The organism is Rhodopseudomonas palustris (assembly GCF_003226555.1).
GTDB lineage: Bacteria > Pseudomonadota > Alphaproteobacteria > Rhizobiales > Xanthobacteraceae > Rhodopseudomonas > Rhodopseudomonas palustris_I.
In genome coordinates this window covers 14535-38718 of the sequence record NZ_QKQS01000016.1, presented here as the reverse complement: position 1 = coordinate 38718, position 24184 = coordinate 14535, and the positions used below count along the sequence as shown (strand labels likewise).

Annotated in this window: 22 protein-coding genes and 1 pseudogene; 17 read left to right on the top strand and 6 right to left on the bottom strand. The window is 65.5% G+C overall.

The window, feature by feature from the left end; genetic code table 11:
• Positions 1 to 8: 8 nt before the first annotated feature.
• Entirely contained in the window at positions 9 to 494 is a 486-nt protein-coding gene (irrA, locus tag DNX69_RS11320; RefSeq protein WP_110786277.1) for an iron response transcriptional regulator IrrA, read from the bottom strand.
• Positions 495 to 898: 404 nt separating this feature from the next.
• On the opposite strand from irrA, the gene DNX69_RS11315 reads away from it, so the two are divergent.
• The 12 genes from DNX69_RS11315 to DNX69_RS11260 all read left to right on the top strand — a co-directional run bounded on the left by DNX69_RS11315 (position 899) and on the right by DNX69_RS11260 (position 10815).
• Positions 899 to 1105 (top strand): hypothetical protein, encoded by a 207-nt coding sequence (locus DNX69_RS11315; RefSeq protein WP_133256011.1) that lies wholly within the window; start codon positions 899 to 901, stop codon positions 1103 to 1105.
• A 68-nt stretch (positions 1106 to 1173) separates the two neighbouring features.
• Complete coding sequence (locus tag DNX69_RS26610; RefSeq protein ID WP_234826929.1) at positions 1174 to 1593, top strand: FeoA family protein; 420 nt, start codon at positions 1174 to 1176, stop codon at positions 1591 to 1593.
• Complete coding sequence (gene feoB / locus DNX69_RS11305) at positions 1583 to 3925, top strand: Fe(2+) transporter permease subunit FeoB (RefSeq protein WP_234826928.1); 2343 nt, start codon at positions 1583 to 1585, stop codon at positions 3923 to 3925. The genes DNX69_RS26610 and feoB overlap by 11 nt, the downstream gene beginning before the upstream one ends.
• Positions 3926 to 3935: 10 nt before the next feature.
• A complete protein-coding gene (locus DNX69_RS11300) occupies positions 3936 to 4154 on the top strand; it encodes a FeoC-like transcriptional regulator (RefSeq protein WP_110786105.1) in 219 nt (72 codons plus the stop codon).
• Positions 4142 to 4492, top strand: coding sequence for a hypothetical protein (locus DNX69_RS11295; protein WP_110786104.1), 351 nt, complete (start codon positions 4142 to 4144; stop codon positions 4490 to 4492). Before DNX69_RS11300 ends, DNX69_RS11295 begins: the two co-directional genes overlap by 13 nt.
• Complete coding sequence (locus DNX69_RS11290) at positions 4482 to 4754, top strand: hypothetical protein (protein ID WP_133256010.1); 273 nt, start codon at positions 4482 to 4484, stop codon at positions 4752 to 4754. Before DNX69_RS11295 ends, DNX69_RS11290 begins: the two co-directional genes overlap by 11 nt.
• A 50-nt stretch (positions 4755 to 4804) precedes the next feature.
• Positions 4805 to 5236: a hypothetical protein gene (locus DNX69_RS11285; protein ID WP_133256009.1), complete on the top strand. Its 432-nt coding sequence runs from the start codon at positions 4805 to 4807 to the stop codon at positions 5234 to 5236.
• 29 nt (positions 5237 to 5265) lie between these two features.
• Positions 5266 to 5832 carry a hypothetical protein gene (locus tag DNX69_RS26095; RefSeq protein ID WP_133256008.1) on the top strand — a complete coding sequence of 189 codons (567 nt, stop codon included), beginning with the start codon at positions 5266 to 5268 and terminating at the stop codon, positions 5830 to 5832.
• An 18-nt stretch (positions 5833 to 5850) separates the two neighbouring features.
• Entirely contained in the window at positions 5851 to 8016 is a 2166-nt protein-coding gene (locus DNX69_RS11275; protein ID WP_234826927.1) for a heavy metal translocating P-type ATPase, read from the top strand.
• Complete coding sequence (locus DNX69_RS11270; protein WP_110786100.1) at positions 8013 to 8393, top strand: HMA2 domain-containing protein; 381 nt, start codon at positions 8013 to 8015, stop codon at positions 8391 to 8393. The genes DNX69_RS11275 and DNX69_RS11270 overlap by 4 nt, the downstream gene beginning before the upstream one ends.
• 226 nt (positions 8394 to 8619) lie before the next feature.
• Positions 8620 to 9201, top strand: a complete 582-nt coding sequence (locus tag DNX69_RS11265) for a Tll0287-like domain-containing protein (RefSeq protein WP_110786099.1) — start codon at positions 8620 to 8622, stop codon at positions 9199 to 9201.
• A 195-nt stretch (positions 9202 to 9396) separates the two neighbouring features.
• On the top strand, positions 9397 to 10815 hold the full coding sequence (locus tag DNX69_RS11260; protein ID WP_110786098.1) for a sensor histidine kinase: 1419 nt from the start codon (positions 9397 to 9399) through the stop codon (positions 10813 to 10815).
• Between the two features lie 13 nt (positions 10816 to 10828).
• On the opposite strand, the gene DNX69_RS11255 is transcribed toward DNX69_RS11260, so the two are convergent.
• Positions 10829 to 13123: a CHASE2 domain-containing protein gene (locus tag DNX69_RS11255; RefSeq protein WP_110786097.1), complete on the bottom strand. Its 2295-nt coding sequence runs from the start codon at positions 13121 to 13123 to the stop codon at positions 10829 to 10831.
• A gap of 192 nt (positions 13124 to 13315) precedes the next feature.
• Here DNX69_RS11255 and DNX69_RS11250 point away from each other — a divergent pair, with 192 nt between their 5' ends.
• Complete coding sequence (locus tag DNX69_RS11250; RefSeq protein ID WP_110786096.1) at positions 13316 to 13741, top strand: hypothetical protein; 426 nt, start codon at positions 13316 to 13318, stop codon at positions 13739 to 13741.
• 22 nt (positions 13742 to 13763) lie between these two features.
• Here the strand turns inward: DNX69_RS11250 and DNX69_RS11245 are convergent, their stop codons facing one another.
• A complete protein-coding gene (locus DNX69_RS11245; RefSeq protein ID WP_110786095.1) occupies positions 13764 to 15470 on the bottom strand; it encodes a FecR domain-containing protein in 1707 nt (568 codons plus the stop codon).
• An 11-nt stretch (positions 15471 to 15481) separates the two neighbouring features.
• Positions 15482 to 16771, bottom strand: coding sequence for a tetratricopeptide repeat protein (locus DNX69_RS11240; RefSeq protein ID WP_234826949.1), 1290 nt, complete (start codon positions 16769 to 16771; stop codon positions 15482 to 15484).
• 330 nt (positions 16772 to 17101) lie between these two features.
• Here DNX69_RS11240 and DNX69_RS11235 point away from each other — a divergent pair, with 330 nt between their 5' ends.
• The 3 genes and pseudogenes from DNX69_RS11235 (at position 17102) to DNX69_RS11225 (ending at position 20030) form a co-directional block, all read left to right on the top strand.
• Positions 17102 to 17563 (top strand): SRPBCC family protein, encoded by a 462-nt coding sequence (locus DNX69_RS11235; RefSeq protein ID WP_110786274.1) that lies wholly within the window; start codon positions 17102 to 17104, stop codon positions 17561 to 17563.
• A gap of 188 nt (positions 17564 to 17751) precedes the next feature.
• Entirely contained in the window at positions 17752 to 19194 is a 1443-nt protein-coding gene (locus tag DNX69_RS11230) for a hypothetical protein (RefSeq protein WP_133256007.1), read from the top strand.
• Positions 19195 to 19338: 144 nt separating this feature from the next.
• Positions 19339 to 20030, top strand: a pseudogene (locus DNX69_RS11225) (IS5 family transposase).
• A gap of 932 nt (positions 20031 to 20962) precedes the next feature.
• On the opposite strand, the gene DNX69_RS11220 reads toward DNX69_RS11225, so the two are convergent.
• The gene (locus tag DNX69_RS11220) at positions 20963 to 22588 is read right to left on the bottom strand and encodes a peptide chain release factor 3 (protein ID WP_110786091.1); all 1626 of its coding nucleotides are present in this window, start codon (positions 22586 to 22588) and stop codon (positions 20963 to 20965) included.
• Positions 22589 to 22817: 229 nt separating this feature from the next.
• On the opposite strand from DNX69_RS11220, the gene sugE reads away from it, so the two are divergent.
• Positions 22818 to 23132 carry a quaternary ammonium compound efflux SMR transporter SugE gene (sugE, locus tag DNX69_RS11215; RefSeq protein WP_012495776.1) on the top strand — a complete coding sequence of 105 codons (315 nt, stop codon included), beginning with the start codon at positions 22818 to 22820 and terminating at the stop codon, positions 23130 to 23132.
• Positions 23133 to 23163: 31 nt separating this feature from the next.
• Here the strand turns inward: sugE and corA are convergent, their stop codons facing one another.
• A complete protein-coding gene (corA, locus tag DNX69_RS11210) occupies positions 23164 to 24180 on the bottom strand; it encodes a magnesium/cobalt transporter CorA (RefSeq protein WP_425327302.1) in 1017 nt (338 codons plus the stop codon).
• Positions 24181 to 24184 lie beyond the last annotated feature (4 nt).

Below are 24184 nucleotides of genomic sequence, written 5' to 3'. Positions count from 1 at the left end.
GTCTAGCCTTAGGCCTTACGACGCAGCCGGACGACCATATCGATCCGGCTGATCTCGTAGCCGTCCGGGATTTCCGGCAGGCTGCCCAGCGCAATATGTTCGACCGGAACGTCGATCAATTCGTGCTTGGCCTCGAGATAGAAGTGATGGTGATCCGACACGTTGGTATCGAAATAGGTCTTACTGCCGTCCACGCTGACCCGGCGCACCAGGCCGAGCTCGGCGAAATGATTCAACGTGTTGTAGACCGTCGCCAGCGAGATCTGAGCGCTCGACCTGCTCGCCTCTTCGTACAGGATCTCGGCGGTCACATGCCGATCGCCGCTACCGAACAGCAGGCGGGTCAGCAACAGCCGCTGCGCCGTCGGCCGCAGGCCGACCGATTGCAGCATCTCGCTTTCACGAGACAGCTTCGGCTGCCGGGCCAGTCGGTTGAAGTCGACCGGCTCGATCTCGGCCAGCGCAAAGTGACTGCTGTCGGGTCTGAAATTCACAATCGAAACCTCCAATTCTGGAGTTGATTATAAGAAGCAGCACGGCGTTGCGAATTGATCCCAATCAATTGTCGAGAACCACTCGCATTGGCGGTTCGGCCGAAGCGCTCACGCTGCGGAGGCCGAAGCTGGCGCGTCGTCGAATTGACTTGCCCGGTTCCGAATGGAAGCATCGCATGCGCGGCGGACTCGTCCGTCCCCCGCAGCCAGCCAGCAGCTCGCCAGCCAGCCTCCAGCGACGCCCTCGTCGATCTCGCCCCGATGCGCGGGTGCGAGTTCGGGCGGCGGCATCGGTTGCCATTCACTCAACGGGGCCAGCAATGCCGCGACCTCCCCTCCCCGCCCGTGCCAGAGCGTCCGCTGCCCTGCAACGCCGCGCCGAGCGCGAAGCCGCAAAGGCCGCCATGGTTGCAGCGCTAGGTGTGGTGACGCTGACGGGATTCGCGCTGATGGGTCATCACCGCCGCAGCAAGTCCACCATTGTGTCGGCGCACGTCGCCACCGGGTTGGCGCTGATCGGCGCTTCGTACTGGCACTACACGCTGTACGGTCGACCGATCCCTCGCGCGATTGTCGCGGCGCGACCTCGTCGGGAGAAGCAAATCAAGTGATCACGCTGACCCGCACCACCGAGTCTCCAGAGCTACCGAGTCTCCAGAGCTGACGCACCGATCCTTATTTGACGTGTATCAAAGCCAGTTGCGAGGACGCCGATCAAGCTGATTGCTGCGTGCAGGCAGCCAGCTATTACCAGCTCGTTGATCAAGCCAGCCACCCGGACACGCGTCGACAGCGCCTTCTCGAGCAATGGAGCGCCCGCTCCATCCAGGCCGCTGTGCGCCGGGAAGGAGCTGACTTGAGGATCACGATTCAATCGATGAGTCCCGGCGACCGGGCCTGCATCGCAGGCTTGGCGCCCGGCGACCGCGGCTATCGCCAGCGGCTTCTGGCGATGGGACTGACTCCCGGCACCGTTATCCAGCTGAAGCGGATCGCGCCCCTCGGCGACCCGATCGAAATCTCGGTGCGCGATTTCGCCCTGACCTTGCGTCGTGAAGAGGCCTCCATTCTGGAATTGGATACCGTTCATGAATGGTGAGATGCATCATCACACCATTGCCGTCGTCGGCAATCCCAATTGCGGTAAGACGACACTCTTCAATCTGTTGACCGGCGCCGCGCAGAAAGTCGGCAACTGGCCCGGCGTCACCGTCGAGAAGAAGGTCGGCAGCTACAGCTTCGCAAGACAGCGCTACGGGCTGGTGGATCTGCCGGGCATCTACATGCTCGGCAGCGTCGGACGCGGCGGCGAAGACGAGAAGGTCGCGCGCGACTACATCCTCGCAGGCGAGGCCGACGTGGTGGTGGACGTGATCGACGCCGCCAATCTCGAGCGCAACCTCTACCTCACTGTTCAGCTTTGCGAACTGGGTGTGCCGCTCGTCGTGGTGCTGAACATGATCGATCTGGCCGAGCGCGCCGGCAGCGCGATCGATACGACCGCGCTGGCGAATATCCTCGGATGCCCGGTGGTCCCGGTCGTTGCCAGCCGCGGCACCGGGGCCGACGACCTGCGACGGGCGATCGCTGCCGCCGTCGCTGCTCCGACCGCGCCGAAGCTGCGCCCGACACAGGCCGGCGCGGTCGCCGCTGCCGTCGGGAAACTCGCACCGGAGCTCTCAGCACAGGCGTCGGAGACACGGCTCGGCGCCGAATGGCTGGCGCTGAAACTGATCGAAGGCGACGACCGCGTCGAACGCATGGTCGGGAGCCGGCTCGATCCTGCGATCGAGGCGGCCCGCGCGGCGATCGCCGAGCAGGAAGGCGACGACGCCGACATCATCATCGCCGACGGCCGCTATCGCACCATCGGCGAGATCATGGCCGGCGTCCATCACCGCTCCCGTCGGTTGTCGGCGTCGGTGACGCAGGCGATCGATCGGGTGGTGCTCAACCGGTTTCTCGGCGTCCCGATCTTCCTGCTCGTGATGTATCTGATGTTCCTGTTCACGATCTCGATCGGGGGAGCCTTCGTCGATTTCTTCGATCAGGCGGTCGCTGCCATCGCGGTCGACTGGGTCGGAGAACAGCTCGCTCCGCTCGGCGCGCCAGGCTGGGTGCTGGCGATCGTCAAGGGTCTCGGCAGCGGCATCCAGACGCTGTCGACCTTCATCCCGATCATCGCCAGCCTGTTCCTGTTTCTGTCGTTCCTGGAAGACTCCGGCTACATGGCGCGCGCCGCCTTCGTGATGGATCGCGCGATGCGGACGATCGGCTTGCCCGGCAAATCTTTCGTGCCGCTGATCGTCGGCTTCGGCTGCAATGTGCCGGCGATCATGGCGACGCGGACGCTCGAAAGTCACCGCGATCGCATTCTCACCGCGCTGATGGCGCCGTTCATTTCGTGCGGCGCCCGGCTGCCGGTGTTCGCGCTGTTCGCCGCCGCCTTCTTCCCATCGAGCGGACAGAACGTGGTGTTCGCGCTGTATCTGGCCGGCATCCTGTTCGCCGTCGTCACCGGCCTGGTCCTGAAGGCGACGCTGCTGCCCGGCGGAGCGACCCCGTTCGTGATGGAGCTGCCGGTGTATCACTTGCCGACGGTCCGCACCGTGCTGATCCAGGCGTGGCGACGGCTGTCGGATTTCATCTTCCGAGCCGGACAGGTGATCGTTCCGATCGTCACCGCCCTCAGCTTCCTGGCCGCGATCGGCACCGACGGATCGATCGGCAAGGAGAATTCCAAGGACTCGGTGCTGGCGACGATGAGCCGGCAGCTCGTTCCGATCTTCGAGCCGATGGGAGTCCGGCAGGACAATTGGCCGGCGGCGGTCGGCCTGTTCACCGGCATCTTCGCCAAGGAGGCGGTGGTGGGCACCCTCAACGCGCTGTACGAAAAGCTCGGCGAAAGTGGCACCGCGACTGCCGCCGCCGCTGCGCCCGATCAGCCCGGCCTGGCGGGCAAGCTGCTCGCCGCGGTCCAGACCATCCCGGCCAAGTTCGCAGCGCTCGGCGACGCCCTGCTCGATCCGTTCGGCATCGACGTCCGCTACGTCAGCGACGATGCGCTGGCGGCCGAAAAGCTCAAGGTCGCCGGGAACACTTTCGGCGCGATGCGGGCGAGCTTCGACGGCGCTATCGGCGCTTTCGCCTACATGCTGCTGATCCTGCTCTACACGCCTTGCGTTGCCGCGCTCGGCGCCATCCGCCACGAGGTCGGGCTCGGCTGGACGGTGTTCTCGGCGCTGTGGAACACCACACTCGGCTGGCTGGTCGCCGTCGCCTTCTATCAGGCCGCGATGTTCGCGCGCGATCCCGCCATTGCGACCTCGTGGCTCATCGTCGTGGCGACGGCGCTGGCGGCGATGATCGGCACGATGTGGGCCATGGGCCGCTGGCAGGCGTGGCGCCTCGCTCCGCCGATGAGCGAGTAGGAGCAACACCGTGCTGACGCTCTCCGCCCTGAAATCGTGCCTGATCGATCGCAGATGCGCGTCGCTCGCCGAGCTGGCGCTGCATTTCGATTCCAGCCGCGACGCGGTCCGCCAGGCGCTGCAGCAACTCGAAGCCAAAGGTTCGGCGCGGCGGAAAGACAAATCGGCGTCGTGCCGCTGCGCCGGCGGCTGCGGATGTGACGAGGAGGTTTGGGAATGGTGCAACTGAGCGGGTTCGCGGCCCTGATCGAGGCGCTGCGGCCGATCCGGCGGCATCTGATCGTGGCGCATCATGTGCGCGGCAGGATTCGCGTGCGCCTCGCCCCCTCCGGCTACATCCACCTCACCCCGCAGCTACTGCAGACGCTGCAGGCCGGCGCCCGCAGCGACGAGATCGCCTCGGTGCGGGTCAACAGCGCGGCGTTGTCGGTCGTCGTCGAATACGCGCCCGACCGGCTGGCGCCGGATCTGTGGGACCTGTTGATCAACGCGCCCGACGACGAACTCGACGACCTGATTGCCGGCAATGCCGCGCGGCACCGCGAAGGAGAACGCCATGTCGGCTGACGACGCGATCCACGATCTGCTCCACGCGCTGAAGAAGGGCGATCATCTGGTCGAAGCGCTGCTGCACGGCGGCCGCCGCGGCTCGCCGTTCGAAGCCTTGCGCGCGGCCGGACTGATCGATCGCACCTCCCTCGCCGATCGCCGGTTCTGGACCGGCGTGGCGATCGGCTCCGCCGCGATGCTCGCGCTGTCGGCGGTCGCCGGCGCAAGGCGTGAGCCGCCGGTCCCGGAGGCGGTGGCGGAGATCGAAGATCCGGCCTGATGATCACGCGCCCAGGATGCAGCGCCAGACCAGAGACGAGGAGACCGACCATGTCGCACAGATTGGATCACTTACCCGGTGAAGTCGCCGACGCCGCGCTGCGTCTCGGCACAGTCGGGGCCATCGTCAACGGCGGCATCGCCGCCGGGCAATCCGCCGCCGCCGCACGCGCCGGCACCAAGACGCCGGCCGAAGCGGTTTCCGAAACGCTGAAGGCCGCGACCAAGGGCGGCATCGCTTCGGCGATCGGCGGCGCCGCGGCTGCGGCACTCGGCGGACGTGGCTTCGTTCGCCTAGCGCTGTTCGTCGCCGGCGCCGCGATCGCGACCTGGGCGATGAATCCGGCGAAGGCCAAGATCGCAGAAGAGCCTGCCGAAGCGCCGCCTCCTGCGCCACCGGCCGCGGCTGCGAAATCGAAACGCGCGGCCGCCGCCGGCGCCAAGCGGCGCAAGCCGCGCCGCGCCGCGGCCAAGGCCGCTTGATCCCACTCACCACTCGCAAGGAACACGACATGAGCGACGGCAAGACCGACTCCAACACTGCGCAGGCGCCGGATGGGTGGGGGCCGTACGGGCCCGCGCCGGGCATGGCGCCTCACCCGGGTTGGGGGCCGGGCTACGGATGGGGACCGGCGGGGACTCATGGCGCGCCGCCGCCGCAGGGCGCCGCGCATCCGGGCTGGGGAGCGCCGCCACCGTGGGCGGGTGCATGGCCCGCGCATCCGCACTGGGCGGCGCATCATGGCTGGGCGCCGCCGCCACCCTCCTGGGCGGCCCCGCCGCCTTGGGCCGCGGCACCGTGGCAGGGGCCTCCGGCGCCCGGCCCGGGCGCGGCGCCGTCCGCGGCCGGCGACAGCAGCTCGTTGTTCTCTTCCGGGCTCGGTGTTCACAACGACGCGCTGATCAAGGGCCTGCTGATCGGTGCCGGCGTCACCTTTCTACTCACCAACGACAGCGTCCAGAAGAACATGATCGCGGCGCTGGTGAAGGTGTGGTCGTCGCTGACCGGCGGCATCGAAGAGATGAAGGAGCGCTTCCGGGATGCCGAAGCCGAAATCGCGACGGCCTCCGAGGACTGACGCGACGATGCGGTCCTGGTGTCGACCTCGCGGCACATCGTGGGCGGCGGCGCAGCCCGACGCGGCGGTGCGGGGCCGAAGCTCGCTGCATCCGGTGAAAGTGGCGCTGCGGTGATCCGGATCTCCCATGAAACCCACGGCCGCCTGCGGCTCCGGCTGCCGGCGATCGCGGTGGACGCGAACGGATCGGGCATCGTGGCACGGCTCGAAGCGGTCGACGGCGTTCGCGACGTCCGCCTCAACGCCGCCTGCGCTTCGATCGTCGTCGCCTATGACGGTGCCGCGGCGACCCGGCAGGCGGTGCTGGCAGCGGTCCGCCATCCGGTAGCGGCGGACGCGGCGATCCGGCCGACCGACAGCGGCCCGGATTTCGGCCAGGTGCTGCTGTCCGGGGCCGCGCTGCTGGCGCTGCCGCTCCTGCCGCCGCCGCTGAAGGCGCTGGTCACCGTCGTCAACGTCGCCGGGGTGGTCGGCCGTGGCGCCCGGATGCTATTCGCCGAGGGTCTGAAGGTCGAAGTACTGGATGCGGTGGCGATCACGCTGCCAACGCTGCGCCGCGAGTGGTTCACTGCCAACTTCGCCAGGTTCCTGCTCGACCTCGGTTCGTACATCGAAGCCAGCACCGCGCGCCGCTCCGACAAGCTGCTGCGCGACCTGTTGAAGGCCCGTCCCGACACGGTGACGGTGGAGACGCCCGACGGCGAGCTGCGACAACTGCCGTGGAGCGAGGTCAAGGTCGGTGCCCGCGTCGTGGTCGGCACCGGCGACCAGATCCCGGTCGACGGCATCGTCGCCGACGGAGACGCCTGGGTCGATCAGGCTGCCGTCACCGGCGAGAGCCTGCCGATTCCGCGCGGTGCCGGCGATGAGGTCTTGTCCGGCAGCGTCGTCAACGAAGGCCGCCTGACGGTGATCGCCGAACGGGTCGGCGACGCCACCACCACCGCCCGGATCTCGCGCTATATCCTCGAAGCGCTCGCCGACCCGTCGCAGATCCAGTGTATGAGCCAAAAGATGGCGGATCGCCGGATCCTGATCACGCTGTTGTCCGGACTTGGGGTGTTCGCGATCACCCGCGACTGGCGCCGGTTGGAATCGGTATTTCTGGTCGATTATTCCTGCGCGGTGAAGTTCGGCACGCCGATGGCGATCAAGGCGGCGATGTTCCGCTCCGCGAAGGAGGGCTGCCTGATCAAGTCCGGCCACTCGCTCGAAACCTTCGCGGCGGTCGACACCGTGGTGTTCGACAAGACCGGCACGCTCACCCACAACACGCTGCAGGTGACCGACATCCACCGCCCCGACTCGTGCCGACTGTCGGAAGAGGAACTACTCGCCACCGTGGCGTCGGTCGCCGAGCACACCAGCCACCCGGTCGCGGGCGCCATCGTCAATCTGGCGAAGGCGCGTCACCTGGCGCATATCGGCCACGAGGAGGTCAATTTCCTGGTCGGCCACGGCATCGCCTCCACGGTGCACGGGATGAGCGTCAGGATCGGCTCGCGGCACTATCTCGAAGAGCACGAAGGCGTGTCGTTCGCATCGAGCGAGCGGCTGATCCAGCAGCTCGCGGAAGCCGGCAAGTCGATGCTGTTCGTCGCCGCCGACGGCCAGCCGATCGGGATCGTCGGGCTGCGCGACCGGCTGCGCGACGAAGCGCAATCGGTGCTGAACCGGCTGCGCACGCTGGGCGTCAAGAGCTGCGTGATGATCACCGGCGATCACGCCGCGAAGGCTCGAATCATCGGCGACACGCTCGGGCTCGACCGGGTGTTCTGCGATCAGAAGCCCGAAGACAAAGCGGCGCTGGTCGAGTCGTTGAAGGCCGAGGGCCGCACCGTCGCCTTCGTCGGCGACGGCGTCAACGACGGCCCTGCCCTGATGGCGGCCGACGTCGGCATCGCGATGCCGCGCGCCACCGACATCGCCCGCGCGACCGCGGACATCATCCTGCTGGAAGATCGGCTCGACGGTCTCGCCTCGCTCAGGGGCATCGCGCAGGACACGCTGGCGCTGATTCAGTCCAACTTCACCGCCTCGGTCGCAATCAACTCGGCGATCATGGCCGGCGCCGTGCTCGGCCGACTGTCGCCGGTGGCGACGGCGACCCTGCACAACGGCACCACGATCGCGATCCTGCTTCGTGCGCTCGCCTCCTCCGGCAGATCGGGCAGCCGGACATGACGCATCTGGTCCACCGCCTGCCGGGACGTTTGCGGTTCAAGGTTCCGCAACTGCGGCGCGATCCGGGCGTCGCCGAGCGCTTCCGCAAAGCGGTGGAGCAGGCCGCACCGCTCGCCGGCGTGCGGATCGAGGTCAATCTACGGGCATCGAGCGTGATCGTGGCGTTCGACGCCAAACTGGTGTCCAGCGAAACTATCCTCGCCGCCATCGTTCACGAGGGGCTGACCGGCGCGGTCCCTGCGGTCGCGCCTCCGCCTCCGCGCGGCGTCATCCTCGCCGTCGGCTCGGCGATCGGACACGCCATGTTCGGCGCCGCGATCAAGACCGGTGTCGAGAAATCCGTCGCCGGCCTGATCGGAAAGCTCGCGCGCCGCTGAGTTCACCGCAAGTAACACGTCGTCCGTCGGGTGAAGTCATCATGGACCACTTGCGATATCGAACCGCCATAGCGCTCCTGCGAGAGTCTCGGGCGCCAGCTTAGTTCGCACTCGGCACGACACGGGATACGGGGGCCGATCAGCGTGACTTGATCACAGACCATCACCGTGGCTCGCCGTACCGATGCGCTTTGTCTTGGCCCAACCGGACGAGCGGAGTGCAGCGATGTCGACCAGAGTGTTTATTGCCTTCATCATCGCGGCGGCGGTCGGCTTCACGGCACTTGTCGTGCGCGGCCGCTCCGTCGACGAAGCCGCCTTGCAGGCCGAGGCGCGAGGTCTGATCAAGGACTACGGCGCGGCGCTGCTCGGCGTGCTGAAGAGCACGCTGGAGAGCTCGGGTCCGGTCGAAGCGATCGGGTTCTGCAACCGCGAAGCACCGGCACTCGCGGCGACCGCATCGCAGCAGAGCGGCTGGACCGTCGCCCGGACCAGCCTGAAGCCGCGCAACCCGAACGCCGCACCCGACGATTTCGAGCGCCGGGTGATGACCGAATTCGTCGCGCAGATCGCCGCAGGTACCCCCGCGGCCTCGCTGCACCATGCCGAAATCGTCGAACAGAATGGCGCGCGGGTATTTCGATACGTCCAGGCCATTCCGACCGCCGAGCTGTGCCTGACCTGCCACGGCAGCGCGCTGAAACCGGACGTCGCCGCCAAAATCCTCGCGCTGTACCCCGCCGACCAAGCCACCGGTTTCGCGCCCGGGCAGATGCGCGGCGCGTTCACACTCAGCCGCAAGCTGTAAGTTCCAATGCAACTCGCTCGCGATGCCGCGCAATATCGTTACGCGCCACACTCGTCTTTCGTCTAACTGATCGGGGCAACAACCCCATTTCGCGCACTGCACATGCCACACTAGAACAAATCTACACGGCTGATGCGGATTCAATCCGCAACGAATTTGCTCTAGGGTATTCGGGTCGTGTGTGCGTGAGTGGCGATGTCGCGAAAATCATTATCAACTAGCTTGCTCGGTCCGTGGCTACTAGGCGCCACCCTGCTGCTGTTCATTGTCATTGCCGGCGCACTGGTGCTCAACCTGATGCGACTGCGCGACAGCTTCTCATGGGTGCAGCAAACCAACGAAGCGCTGCTGGCGATCACCGCGATCCAGCAGGCCGTGCTCGAGGCCGAGACCAGCGAACGCGGCTATCTGCTGACCGGCGTCGAGACCTATCGCGACAGTTACAGCCGCGCCCGCGACGCGCTGGCCTCCCGGCTCGACAACCTGCGCGCGGTGCTCGCCGATAACCCGGAGCAGATCGCCCACATCGATGAACTCCGGCTGCTTACCGACATGCGCATGGCCCAGCTCGGCCGCGTCGTCGAACTAGGCCCCGAGCGGATGAACGAGGCGCTCGACATTCTCGAACAGGCGCGCGTCGATCGCCTGACCGAACGGATCGAAACCAGCCTCACGGTGCTGACCCGCACCGAACAGGGGCTGCTGACTCAGCGGCTGCTGCGGCACGATCGCGAAAGCCTCGCCGCCGCGCTGATCACCGCCTGCCTGTTGATCCTCGCGGTCGGCAGCGCCGCGATTGCGGCGTTCCTGCTCGAGCATCAGCGCGCGGTGGCGCGGCAGCAGGAAGCCGACCAGCGGCTGCAGGCGTTGCAGGCCGAGCTGTTGCGCGTTGCCCGGCTCAGCACCATGGGCGAGATGTCGAGCGCGCTGGCGCACGAGCTCAACCAGCCGCTCGCCGCGGTCACCAACTACGTGCAGGGCTCGCGCCGCCTGATCGAGGCCAGCAACCACCCCGATAAGGCGAAGATCAGCACAGCGCTCGACAAGGCGGCGCAGCAGACGCTGCGCGCCGGCGCGGTGATCCAGCGGCTGCGCGAATTCGTCGGTCGCGGCGAGACCGACAAGACCATCGAGAGCCTGCGCGCGATCGCCGAGGACGCCCTTGCGCTCGCCTCGGTGCTCACCCGCGACCGTCCGGTCGACGTCGCGCTGACGCTCGATCCGGCGTTCGACCGCGTCCTCGTCGACAAGGTACAGGTGCAACAGGTGTTTCTTAATCTGATCCGCAACGCCTTCGAGGCGATGCGCGACCAGGAGGATCGCAAGCTGACGGTCAACAGCCGTCTGGTCGAGGACGACATGGTCGAAGTGGTGGTCGCCGACACTGGCCCCGGCCTCGACTCGCTGATCGCCGAACGGATCTTCCAGCCGTTCGCAACCACCAAGGCGGATGGCATGGGTGTCGGACTGTCGATCTCGCAGACCATCATCCAGGCGCATGGCGGTTCGATCAAGGCCGAACCGGCACCGGGCGGCGGCACGCTGTTTCGCTTCACCCTGCCCTGCGCCGACCCGATCCGCCAGCATCTCTCGTTCCGCCCGGCGGCGGAATAGCCCCGCCGCTCCGCTAACCGCCGGCGCGATCGAGCAACGGCCGGGACGCGCCGGACAGCGTCGTCACGCGCCCGGCGAAGCGGTCGTACAGGCCGGTCAGCGCCTGCGGTGCGGCAGCGCGGCACGTCGCCAGCATCGTCTGCGCGCGCATCGCCTCTCCGGCCTCCAGCGCCTCGAGCAGACCGCGGTGCGATCGCTGCAATTCGGTGAACGTCTCGGACGCGGCGTAGCTTTCGTCGCCGGCGAGCGCGTACAGCCTGGTCGGCCGCGACTTGCCCTTCAGCATGATCTCGCCGGCTTCCAGCAGCGCAAGGCCCGGCGCGGCGCGTGCGACCTCTTCCGAAACCAACAGATCGGTGCCGAACTCCTTCGATGCGCTTTCGATCCGCGCCGCGACGTTGACGACGTCGCCCATCGCCGAATAGTTGAAGCGCTTTTCCGATCCCATATTGCCGACGCAGGCGACGCCGGTGTTGAGCCCGACGCCGATCCGCACCACCGGATCGACGAGCCCGTGGGCAGCGAAGCCAAACGCGTCGGCGTCGTTGAGCTGCTCGACGACGCTGCGCATCTTCAGCGCAGCGCGGCAGGCGCGCAGCGCGTGATCCGGCACGTCGACCGGCGCGTTCCAGAACGCCATGATCGAGTCGCCGATGTATTTGTCGATGGTACCGAGCTCGTCCTGGATCGCGTCCGACAGCGGCGACAGCAGCGTGTTGATGAAGTCGACCAGCTCGGTCGCGCTCAGCGTCTCCGAGAGACGGGTGAAGCCGCGCACGTCCATGAACATCACGCTCAGCTCGCGCTGCTCGCCGCCGAGCCGCAGCCCGTCCGGCGCGCGCTCGAGCTGCGCCAGCAGATCGGGCGCCAGATACTGCCCGAACGCCTGCCGGACGAACTTCTTCTCGCGGTCGGACGCCGTGTGCAGCACACGCTCGACCGCGATGTAGGTCAACAGCGTCGCCAGCGACGGATACACCGGATCGATCAGCAGCCGGAACTGCGAGAACGCGATCCACGAGCCGCCGATCGCGCCGACGAACACCAGCCCGCACGCGACCAGCGAGAACCGCGCGCCGGCGAGCAGCACCAGCGCCGCGACCAGCGAGCCGAGCAGCAGCGTCATCACGATCTCGAAGCCACGTGCCCAGTCGGGACGTTCGAGGAAGTCCTGCGACACGATCTGCTCGATCATCTGCGCCTGAATCGCGACGCCCGGCATCACCTGCCCGATCGCCGTGGCGCGGGCATCGACCAGCCCCGACGCGGTGGTGCCGACGAGCACGATGGTGCCTTCGAGTCGATCGCGCATCCGCTCGGTCTGCGCCGGGTCGAGCACGTCCTTGGCCGAGACGTAGCGGCCCGGATCGTCGCGGGTGTAGTACAGCCACGCCTCGCCGTCGTCGGTCAGCGGCAGCTTGAACTGACCGACCCGCATGTCGACCAGCGCCGCATGGCCGGTGTCGTCGTCGCCGGAGGCGCCGGTGCCGCGGATGATGACGCCCTTCTGGCCCTGGGCGACGCGCAGCGCTTCGACCGCGAGGCCAGGATAGACCCGGGCGCCGTCCGACATCAGCATCGGTAGCCTGCGCACCACGCCGCCGCGATCGCGCGCCGACAGGTTGATCGCGCCGACGCCGGACGCCGCCTCCTCAAGGATCGGCAGATTCGCGATCGCGCCATCGAACGGCGGCAGCACCTTGGTCGGCGTGATCCCGACAAAGGCCAGTCCGGTCTTCACCGACGGCCTGATGTCGTTGGCGCGCCGCGTCGCGGCAAAGCCGAGCACCGTCGGGGTCTGCCGCAGCGCATCAGCGAAGCTCGTATCGTGATCGGGCAGGCTCTTGAGCAGCGCCACAGCACGGTCACGATCGGGGAGATCGGATCCGACCAGATCGGCCGCCAGCCGCTCCGGCGTGGTCCGGTCCGGCTCGGAGAAGATGATGTCGTAGGCGATCACCCCGGCGCCGAGCTCGCCCAGCCGTTTGGTGAGGGCAGCCAGCCGCGTCCGCGGCCACGGCCATTGGCCGAACGCAGCGAGCGACGCCTCGTCGATATCGACGACCCGCACCGGCAGATCCTCCGCCGGCTGCCGCGGCTTCAGCCGCTGGTAGGCGTCGAATACGCGCTCTTTGGTTTCCGTGACGATGCGAGGCTCGTAGGTGCGCAAGGCGGTGAGCGCCAGTAGCATCAACAGCGCCGCCAAAGCCGCGCGCATGTACTTGCCGCGGGTAAGCCAACGCAGCCGCACGAAGCCGCGCGCCAGACGGATCAGCAGCGGATGCGCCGCACCGCTCAGTACGCGCATCGCAGGCCTCGCTCGCACCGCCCAACGACGCTGGGCTGAACGCCACCGAGTGCGCGCCCGGCATACGGACGAAGGTTATGACGCCGAACACCGGCGCAAGGATCAGGGAACTGACGCATCGCGCCGACGTTAGCAGATCGCAGCGCGAACCGGGAGGACGCCGGTCGCCCGCGCACCAGGGAGGATCAGGCCATGAGATCGCACCGCTCCCAGCGACGGCTGACTGCGCCGCTGGCGTTGTTGCTCGCTGCGCCGGTTGGTCTCGGCGCCGTGTTTGCAGTGCCGCTGTTGCACCGCACCGATCCGCCGCTGCAACGCCTTGCCGACGAAGCGGCGCTGGCCAGCGTCAATGCGCTCGCCGCCGCAGCGCCGCTGACAGCTCAACGCCGCGACGCTGTCTCAGCAGCAGCCGCCAAACGCGTTCTCGGCCATCGCCCAGCCTCGGTGCGAGCCAGCCAGGTCTCCGCCGATACGATGGAAGTGTCGGTCGAGGTCACTGACCCCACCTCGCAGCAGCGCGCGCAGGCAACGGCGCGCTATCTGCCGCCGAGTCTCGGCCGCCACGATCAGAAATCCGCCTCGGTAGGGCAGCACGCCGGTCCGCCCTCGCACATGTAGCCGCGACCGCGGGCCGCCGCGTTCACTGCATCTTGGCAGCGAAGATGCCGGCGCCGAGATATCCGGGCCCGTTGATCGAGACGCTGCCGCCCATCTCGCCGACCGGGCTGGCGACGCCACGGAAGAACGCGCCCTCGAGCGCCATGTTGCGGCTCCCCACATTGCCGATCAGCGAGCCGCCGAACGCCGTCGAGCCCGGGGCGAGCGACACCTGTCCGGCGTAGTTGGTGCCGTCGAGGCCGGTGACAGAAACCTGCCCGGTCCGGGTGCCGAAATTCACCGTGTTGCTGAAGGCTCCGGCCGCATAATAGGTGCTGCCGTCGTTCTGGATCGCGGCCGCGACGTGGCCGGCGTAAGTCGCCTGGCCGGTCAACGGCACTTCGCCGGCGGTCGTCGGGCGACCGGCGACCCAGAAGCCGTGGGCGAAGTCCTTGTAAGGTCCCTGGTCGCTGACGCTGCTCCAGAAGCCCCATTTGGTGTAGTCGCAGTCGCACGGCGTCACGCTGCCCATGCCGTAAAGCGAAACGTAGTACTGCGCCATGTCGCGCGACATCGTGACCATCACGCCGTCATGGTTGGTGATCGGCGCATCGTCGATCTTCGATACGATCTCGCCGTTCTTCCGGATTGCGGGACCGGCGGCGAAGTTCGACGAATCGTAATAGCCGCCCTGCGGATCCTCGTTCGGATCGAGAAAACCGAACTGATAGTTGAACGAACCCGGCAGATACTGACCTTGCTGATCATGGGTGACGGTGCCGTCGAAATTGGCCTGCACTCGCCGCCTGACGCCGTCGACTCCGATCTCTGCGGTTCCCGTATAGCGGCCGACCGAGGGGTTGCTGGATTGAGAGCCACTGGCGGACGTCAGCCAAGCCGTCATCAGTCCGCCGACGAAGCCGAACAGCGACGTATCCTTGGTCTCGACCTGCTGCACCGCAGTCTGCTGCGTCGAGGTCTGGATCGTCTGGTTGAGGTTCGAAGCGACCTGATTGATCGACGGCAGCGGCGTCGGCGGCTGCGGGGTCAGCGAGCCGGCGACCGAGCCGTTCGGGCTCCCCGTGGCGCGCGCTTCGGCGCGCTGCACGTTGCCGCGCGAGGCGGTGCCCTGCCCGGCGCCGCCGCTCTGCCCCGGGGCGCTCTGGAACGACTGGATCAGGTTCTGCACGAAGTTCGGCGGCGGCGGAGCCGGCGGCGACGGCGGCTGGCCGCCGCCGGGGGTCTGGGTGAATTCGCCGGCGCCGAGCGTCACCGTGCCGCCCTGTGTCGTCACCGTGGAGCTTCCATAGCCGGCGAATACGAAGCCGGGTCCGATCATCGCCACGCCGCCGCGGATGCCGATGGTCGCCGAGGCGGTCTTGATCTCGGCGTCGCCGGTGTGGCTGATCTGGCCGCCGACGAAGCGCAGCGCGCCCTTGCCGAGCCGCGCCGCCAGCTTGCCGGTGCCGGCGTTCGGATCATAGACGTATTCGTCGATCGTCAGATCGCTGTTCGGCCCGACCGTCATCGAGGTCTTGTCGATGAACAGGATCTGCACCGAGCCCTTGTCGGTGGTCTTGATCCGCTCCTTGTGGGTGATCGACGCGCCGATCGAGATCGTGCGCAGATTGGCGGTTGCGGCGGGGTTCACCGCCGAGGCCTTGCCGACCTCCTGGGCGATCGCGACCTTCGCCCCACCCCCGGCTGCGATCAGCGCGGCGGCTCCGATCATCCATGCTGACAGACGCATCGCGAGCCTCCTCAAAAACGCACCGTCGGGCCCATCGAGGCCGACAGGTTGTTGGTGCGATAGTTCGGCAGGTTGGAGTCGATCTTGGTGTACAGCACCTGGGTGCGCAGCCCGACATGGCCGGCGATCTGCGCGTCGAGGATCGCGCCGTAGCGATACTCGTCCTCGCGCCGCGCCGTGGTCGGATCGACGATGAAGTTCGGCGCATCGTAGGTCGAGCGGCTGTAGCCGATCGTCGGGGCCACCACGAACTGATGCGGCTGGCCGAACAGCGGCACCACGAACTGGACCGGGAACGCCATGTCGATCGAATAACGCTTGTAGCTGTTGTAGTCGGCGACCGCCTTGTTGACGTCGTAGCCGCCGCGCGTGGTCCAGTGCACCGGGCCGAACCGGAAGTCGGTGGTGATCGCCGCGGTCGTCAGGTCGCCGGTCTGGGTGCCGGCGGTCGGATAGTAGGTGGAGTCGCTGAACTTGCGATGCCGGGTCTCGACATAGCCTTCGATCAGGCCGTTGTCGCCGATCGTCGAGCGCGCCGACAGGCCGCCGCCGAGCGCGCTGAAATAGCTGTAGTCGCCGAGCCAGACCTTGTCGCCGATCGCGTAGTATTTGAACGAAGCGTTCTGGCCGATCCCGACGCGGTGGCCGATGGTGCCTTCGAGCAGGCCGAGGTTGAACTGGCTCTGGGTGAACTGCCGCGAATTGTAGCCGAGGAAGGTGGTCTCGATCGCGTCGCCGCGCAGATTGAGCTTGTAGGCGTAGGCCGCCGTAATGGTCTGGAACGCGTTCCAATCCGGCTTGCGGCCGAACCGCGGATCGAGGATCGCATCCTGGCCGAGCGCACGCACCTGCAGCGAGTTCGGGCCGATATTGGCGTTGGTCTGATAGCGCATGCCGCCGTGCATGAACACGCTGTATTCATGCTTGGACATCCGGCGGTCGATCTCGGCGAGATACGCCATCACCTGGGCGCGGATGTCGTCAGGAACGTTACCGCCCTTGATCGCATCGGCCAGATAGCCGCGCGCGATCTCGTAGGAGGCGAGCTTGAAGTACAGCACGCCGAGTTCGAGCTTGACCCGCGGCAGATCGGGATTGAAGAACAGCATCCGCTCCAGCGCGCCGATCGCCGCCTCGTAGTCGCCCCGCTCGACCGCCGCATGGGCGAACTTGAAGCTGACGTCGAGATTCGCCGGCTGCTGATACATCTGGTTGAACAGCGCGTCGTAGCCCTGCTGCACCATCGCCGCCGGCGTCGGCTTCGCCTCCTGCGCCGATACGCCGGAGGCGGCGATCAACATCGCCGCCACAGCCCCCGCCCCTGTCGCTTTCAATCGCACGCCGCACCCCGAAATGATCTGGTCTGGAAACCGATTGCTCGTTGGCCGAGCTAATTGGTCGGGATTTTGCGGGAGACGTTCGGCCAGCGGTATTGTTTTTTGCGCGAAACGCCCGCTATTGCACCCCGTCGTGGCCTTTTTGCCACGCGGACCCGCCAGAAATATCCCGAAACAGAACCAAACCGACGATTTCGCGCAAGAATCGAGTGGTACGGCAAGACACACTCCGAGCCGTCACGCTCATCTGCGCCGATGCCGCTCGCCGTGCACGGCTCCAAAAAAGGGAACCAGATGGCCGATTCAACCGCCTCCGCAGTCACTTCACCGTTCGAAATCCGTCATTCGGTGGTGATCGCCGCGCGGCCCGAAACCGTGTTCGATTACGTCACCAATCCGAAGAGCTGGCCGGAATGGCTGCCCTCCTCGCACGCGCTGGAATGCGACGATCGCCCGATGGGCTTCGGTGATACTTTCCACGAGCACTGGTCGACCCGCACCGGCCCGGTGGACCTCGACTGGCTGGTGATCGCCTGCGACCGCCCGACGCTGTGGATCGGCATGACCACCACCAGCTTCATGGGCCCGGTGGTGGTGCACTACACGTTCGAAGCCGCGGACGGCGGCACCCGCTTCACCCGCATCCTCCGCAACCCGGCACGGCCGAAGCCGCCGACGCCGGAGATGGTCGCGCGGATGAGCGCGGAGGCGGAGCTGGGGCTGGGGAATATCAAGAAGATCGTGGAGCGGCGGTGAGCCGACCGGCGAAGCGGCGGGCAACACGGTCGACACGGCCTAATGGCCGCTATGGGCCAGAAGAGGACACAACCCAATCAGGGAATTTTCCTTAGTGGACGTGACACTTTGAAGCGACGGATCAATCGGTGGTTGACTTTCTTGTTTAGACAACCATGATCCAAGCCATTTAAAGTAAGGGGTATTTCATGACGATAGCAAGCGCACACGCTGAAATTCGAAATTTGTGCGATATGAAATTTGGTTTCGGCGTTTCTCTGGACTTTCTCAACCTCGCCGTTGTCAGCGAAATCGCCAGAATACAGTCAGGCCCCTTCTTAAAGAACCTGCCATTTCCGCATCCCGGCCTGGCAGTCACTTGCGAACTCTCAAATAATGCGGTCCAAATTACGCCTCAGGCTGGCACAGTGGATTTTAGGATAGATGCCAAGCTCACAATCATAATCCACCTCGATAAGAACCCTGCAAGTTTTTTGTCCAAGGACGAAATTGCTTTTTCCGGTGGGCAGGCAACGATCGCGCCGAATGCAGCGGATACGCGGCTTGTGTTTGCACCCGGTAGCCAAGGAAAGTTTACTGTTGCGCTGGGAAACGACCCTGCAAATCTCGGTACGCTCCTTCAACAGGTAGGCTTGGTCGACGCCGCAGGCGCGCCGGACTTTACTAAATTTAATCTACTACGCACCGCGTCGTTGATAATGAACGATCGAAGCTTCTTCGTATACCTGGTCGAAACGCTGCCTTTTCCTGATTTATTGGGCACCCTCACAAGCTTCAAACCGCTTCCGCCTTTGCTGCTAGGCACGACCAGCACGCACTTCGTTGTGTACTCCGAAAATGTCCAGACACCGATACCAGGGTGTCCCATCGGAGGTAATGCTTTTCACGAACTCGAGTGGACTTCCCTCGACAGCAAGACGACCGCTGTATCGGTAAAGCAGAGCGATGCTGCAATTAAGACGGTCGCCACCGACGTAGCAGACTCGAAAATTCCCGATAAGGCAGCAAGGCTTACTAGTGCGAACGCTTTTGTGTACTATTTTCCAAAGACAGTGCTGTTTGATTACACGTTCGGAAAATGCAAGCCATCCGTCACTGCCAGCGATTCAGGTTCATATGCTGGCATACAATGGTACTACGCAATTACAGCCGCTCTGAAATCCGTAACGGTCGCTTTTCAAGGTGTGTCGCCGACTGAGGGACGCCTGATTGTTGATATTCCGTTTCAGGTTTTTGGTCAGGCAGGAGCGAGCATCAAGGTTGGCTGCATCGATTACAGCATCGGAAATGTGGCCTGCCATGGCATTGTCGACCCTTTCCAATTCGAAGTTTTGGGTGGATACAACAAGACCAGGTCTGAGATATACATGACCGCAGCGATCAATAAGATAGATGTCGAGCTTAAGTGGACTACGGGTTTAGGCTTTCCGATCGATCAAATATCCTCGTGGTTGCTTAATCGCGTAATGGACGCCCAAGCCGAGAAAGTTATCGGCGCTCGAATTGACATATTCCGACTTCCGATCTCTGACATATTCAAGTTGAAGGCATACGGCTACTACGCGTCAAATTTCGAGAGCAATGCCACCTCGGATTCTCTCCTCTATGCGCTGGATGGTGGGATAGATTAGGGTCAAAACTCAATAATTTGGTTGCCGGCTGAATCAGTTGGCGATTCCCTGCTCATGTGATTTGGGGCGGGGACGATGCGAAGCAATCTGTTTTGGCTGAGCGACGAGCAATGGGCGCAAATCGAGCCGCATCTGCCGAAGGATGTGCGTGGCAAGGCCCGCGTTGATGATCGCCGCGTGATCAGCGGCATCGTGCATGTGATCAAGAGCGGCTGTCGATGGTGCGACTGCCCGCCGGAATATGGCCCGCCGACGACGATCTATAATCGCTTTGTACGCTGGGCGGAGCGCGGTGTTTGGGAGCGGTTGTTTCGCGAGCGTGCCGGGCGCGGTCGATCGACTGAGACGCAGATGATCGACGCGACCCACGTCAAAGCGCACCGCTCCGCCTCCGGCGCAAAAAGGGGGAACAGAACCAAGCTATTGGACGCACGCGCGGCGGGCGCAACACGAAAATCCACGCAATCGCAGATGCTAAGGGCCGTCTTCTTGCCATCCTGCTGACCGGTGGCGAGGCTCACGATTGCCCGCCAGCTCAGCGTTTGATCAGGCGCACCAAAGCAGCAAAGAAGATACTCGGCGACAAAGCCTACGACAGTGCTGAGTTACGGCAATGGCTCATCAACCGTGGGACCAAGCCGGTCGTCCCCAATCGATCAAACCGAAAGCAGCCCTTCAGCTTCGACAAGAAGTCCTACAAGCAACGCCACCACATCGAGAATGCCTTCTGCCGTCTCAAGGACTTCAGACGCATTGCAACTAGGTATGACCGCCTCGCGAGGAACTTCCTCGCCTCTGTCTGCCTCGTTGCAGCACTCGTGTGGTGGATTCAATGAGTCTGGGCCCTAGTATAGTCCTTGACAGGCCGCCTTCGTCTCCAAAGGCATGATGATTGGAAGTGCCGTACCCGAATAGCTTTCGTGAACGACGTCCGCTCAGGTTCATTACCTGACATCGACTTAAGTACACTCTCCGGACCAGAAAGTCGGGCTTCGCTGCTGGTATCGGCCTCTGATCGGCTGCGCGGCTTCGCCAATCGCCGATGCACGTGCCGATCGTGCAGCTCGCCCGCGTCGTTTTCTTCGATCGCTAAGGGCCGCCAAATCCGCACGACCGGATTGACGCCCCCGCCGATATAGATTATATTCCTATTCGTCCCGTTCGCGAGGGGCGCTTCTCGAGGGCGCTTGCGAGGCGGAGCGGGATACGGCGTCCTGCGTGACGTGCCTCGCAAGCACGCGCCCGGGAGGTTGAGGGTCACCGTCCGCCGCTACTACGAGCGGCCGCCGCTTCAGAGGCTGGACGGGTGCGGTAGAGGCCGGGGAAAGCCCGCAAGCTCGCCGTATCCCGGAAGAGCGGCCCTTCAGCCAAAAACCGCCGGGGTGGCGCGCCGCAAGGCGACGCGCGGTTCGCGATCTTCGCCCCTCGCGCGGGCGAAGGCCGGATCGCGACACTACCAACGCCGCGTCTTGCGGCGCGCCGCCGCCCCTCACTTTGGGGCGGCTCTTCGGGCAAAACTCGGGCGCATTGCGCCGCGAGGATGCGGAGGTGTGGCTGTTTGACATGTGAAGCGGACGGCGCAGCTCAGGCGGAAGCTCGCCGTGACGCAGAGCGCTCGCCCCGCATTCCGCCGTCGTCGTCCGGCTTGTCCGGACGATCCAGTATCCCAGGGCGCTCGACGCAGCGTCCGATGCTCAGCTCGGTCGCTCTGCGATACTGGATCCCCGCTTTCGCGGGGATGACTATCGGAGGAGGAACGCGATCCGCCTCACCCGACCTTCTTCACGTCCTTGATCTCGGAGAACACGATGCCCTCGGCGCGGTCTTTGGTGTAGCCGAGATAGAATTCGTTCTTGGCGAGGTACACCGGATCGCCGTCGACGTCGTCGGCGATCGACGAGCCGTTGTTGGCGATGAAAGTGTCGAGCTTCTTGCGGTCGTCGGAGGAGATCCAGCGCGCGAGCTGGAATTCGGAAACTTCGAAATCGACCGGGAGCTGATACTCGGCGGCGAGCCGGGCCTTGAGCACGTCGAGCTGCAGCGGGCCGACGACGCCGACCAGCGCCGGCGCGCCGTCGCGCGGGCGGAACACCTGCACGACGCCCTCTTCCGACATCTGCTGCAGCGCCTCTTTCAGCTTCTTGGCCTTCATCGCGTCGGTGAGCCGGACGCGGCGGACGATTTCCGGCGCGAAGCTCGGCACGCCGACGAAAGTGACGTCCTCGCCCTCGGTCAGCGTATCGCCGATCCGCAAGCTACCGTGGTTGGGAATGCCGACGACGTCGCCGGCGAAGGCTTCGTCGGCCACCGAGCGATCCTGGGCGAAGAAGAACTGCGGGCTCGACAGCGGCATCGCCTTGCCGGTGCGCACCAGCTTGGCCTTCATGCCGCGGGTCAACTTGCCGGAGCACAGCCGCGCGAACGCGATACGGTCGCGGTGGTTCGGATCCATGTTGGCCTGGATCTTGAATACGAAGGCGCTCATCTTCGGCTCGTCGGCGGCGATCTTGCGGGCGCTGCTCTCTTGCGCGCGCGGCGGCGGCGCGTAGCGGCCGAGGCCCTGCAGCAAATCGCCGACGCCGAAATTGCGCAGCGCCGAGCCGAAATACACCGGCGTCAGGTGGCCCTCGCGAAACGCCTCGAGGTCGAACGGCTTGCAGGCTTCGGTGGCGAGCTCCAGCTCCTCCTTGACCGCGGCGACATCGAGATTGGGATGGCGGTTGCCGAGTTCCTCGATGCTGATCTGCTCGGCCGCGCCGGTCTTGGCGCCGCCGCCGTCGAGCAGGCGCACACCACCGTCGAGCACGTCGTAGGTGCCGAGGAAGTCGCGGCCGCGCCCGACCGGCCAGGTCATCGGCGTGGTGTCGAGCGCCAGCGTCTTCTCGATCTCGTCGAGCAAATCGAAAATGTCGCGGGTCTCGCGGTCCATCTTGTTGATGAAGGTGATGATCGGAATGTCGCGCAGCCGGCAGACCTCGAACAGTTTTCGGGTGCGCGCCTCGATGCCCTTGGCGGCATCGATCACCATCACGGCGGAGTCGACCGCGGTCAGCGTCCGGTAGGTGTCTTCCGAGAAGTCCTCGTGGCCCGGGGTGTCGAGCAGGTTGAACACCAGGCCGTCGAACTCGAAGGTCATCACCGAGGTGACCACCGAGATGCCGCGGTCGCGCTCGATCTTCATCCAGTCCGACCGGGTGTTGCGGCGCTCGCCCTTGGCCTTGACCTGACCGGCCAGATTGATGGCGCCGCCGAACAGCAGCAGCTTTTCGGTCAGCGTGGTCTTGCCGGCGTCAGGATGCGAAATGATCGCAAAGGTGCGCCGCCGCGCCACTTCATGGGCGAGCGAATACGGGGTCGAGGACGGCGCTTCGGCCGGAACAGCGGTGTCGGACATTCATCAGCCTGTGGCAGGGAAAGCCGGCGCGATCAAGGGCTTCCGGCGGTCGCAGAGCCGGCAGTTGCGCGGCGCAGCGGCCTCCCTCATATAGGGGTTCGAGGACGACCTCAAAATCACCTTTTCGGCCGGGACGACCCGGCCTCCTTGCAGACCGCGCATCGCGCCGGCGCGCCATCCCGCTGGATGGCCTCATGAATATTGCCCGGACGTGCGCAAGGAGGCCACCATGGCCTGGTTCTATCTGTTCGTTGCCGGTCTGATGGAGATCGGCTGGGCGCTCGGCCTGAAATACACCGAAGGCTTCACCCGTCTGGTGCCGACGGCCCTCACCGTCTCGGCGATGGTCGCCAGCGTCGCCTTGCTCGGGCTCGCTTTGAAAACGCTGCCGATCGGCACCGCCTATGCGGTGTGGAGCGGCATCGGCGCGGTCGGCACCGCGGCGCTCGGCATCGCGCTGTTCGGCGATCCGGCCACGATCGGCCGCCTCGCCTGCATCGGCCTGATCGTCGCCGGCATTGTCGGGCTGAAGCTGGTCGGCTGAGGAACCAGCACGGGACGTGCTCGGCTGGCGTTCAGAGCCAGCCGGCGCGCTTGAAGCGATAGTACAGAAACCCGCAGACGCAGCAGATGACGCCGAGCACGCCGTAATAGCCGTACTGCCATTTCAGCTCCGGCATGTGCTCGAAATTCATCCCGTAGATGCCGGCGATGGCGGTCGGCACCGCGAGGATCGCCGCCCACGCGGTCAGCCGCCTGGCAATTTCGGTCTGCTGCGCCTGCCCCGCCAGCATGCTGGCTTCGAACACGAACGCCAGGATCTGCAGCAACTGGTCGATGTCTTCCTCGGCGCGGTTGACGTGGTCGAGGATGTCCCGGAACAGCGGCTTCAACGGCGCGTCGAGGGTGATCAGATCGGCATGCTCGAGCCGCTTGCAGACGTCGACCATCGGCCCGACCGCCCGTTTCAGCCTGAGCAGTTCGCGCCGCAGCCGATACAGGCCGTCCATCTGGCCTAGATGCGAGCGGCGCAGCACCTCCTCTTCGAGGCAGTCGACCTTACCCTGAATGCGGTCGATGACGGGTCGGTAGTTGTCGACGATGAAGTCGAGGATGGAGTACAGGATGTAGTCTTCGCCCTCGGCGAACCAGTTCGGACTGGCTTCGCAGCGCGATCTGACGACGGTGTACGAGGACGACGCACCGTGACGGACGGACACCACATAGCCCTTGCCGACAAATATGTGCGTCTCGCCGAATGTAATCCGCTCCTGCTCCATCTGCGCGGTGCGGGCGACCACGAAGAACGCGTCGTCGTACTGCTCGACCTTCGGCGGCTGCCGGGCGTTGGTCGCGTCCTCGATCGCCAGCGGATGCAGGTTGAGCTGCCCGGCGACCCTCGCCAGCAGATCCCTGCTCGGCTCGTGCAGGCCGATCCAAACCACGTGCCCATCTTTGGCGGCCCACGCGCCCGCCTGCTCGATGGGGATGTCGGCGACAAGCCGGCCGTGCGCGTAAACGCTCGCCGCCACGACGCCAGGCTCGCAGGATGGCGCGTGGGGCTTTGGCGGGAGCGCGTCGATGCTGCGCAATCGG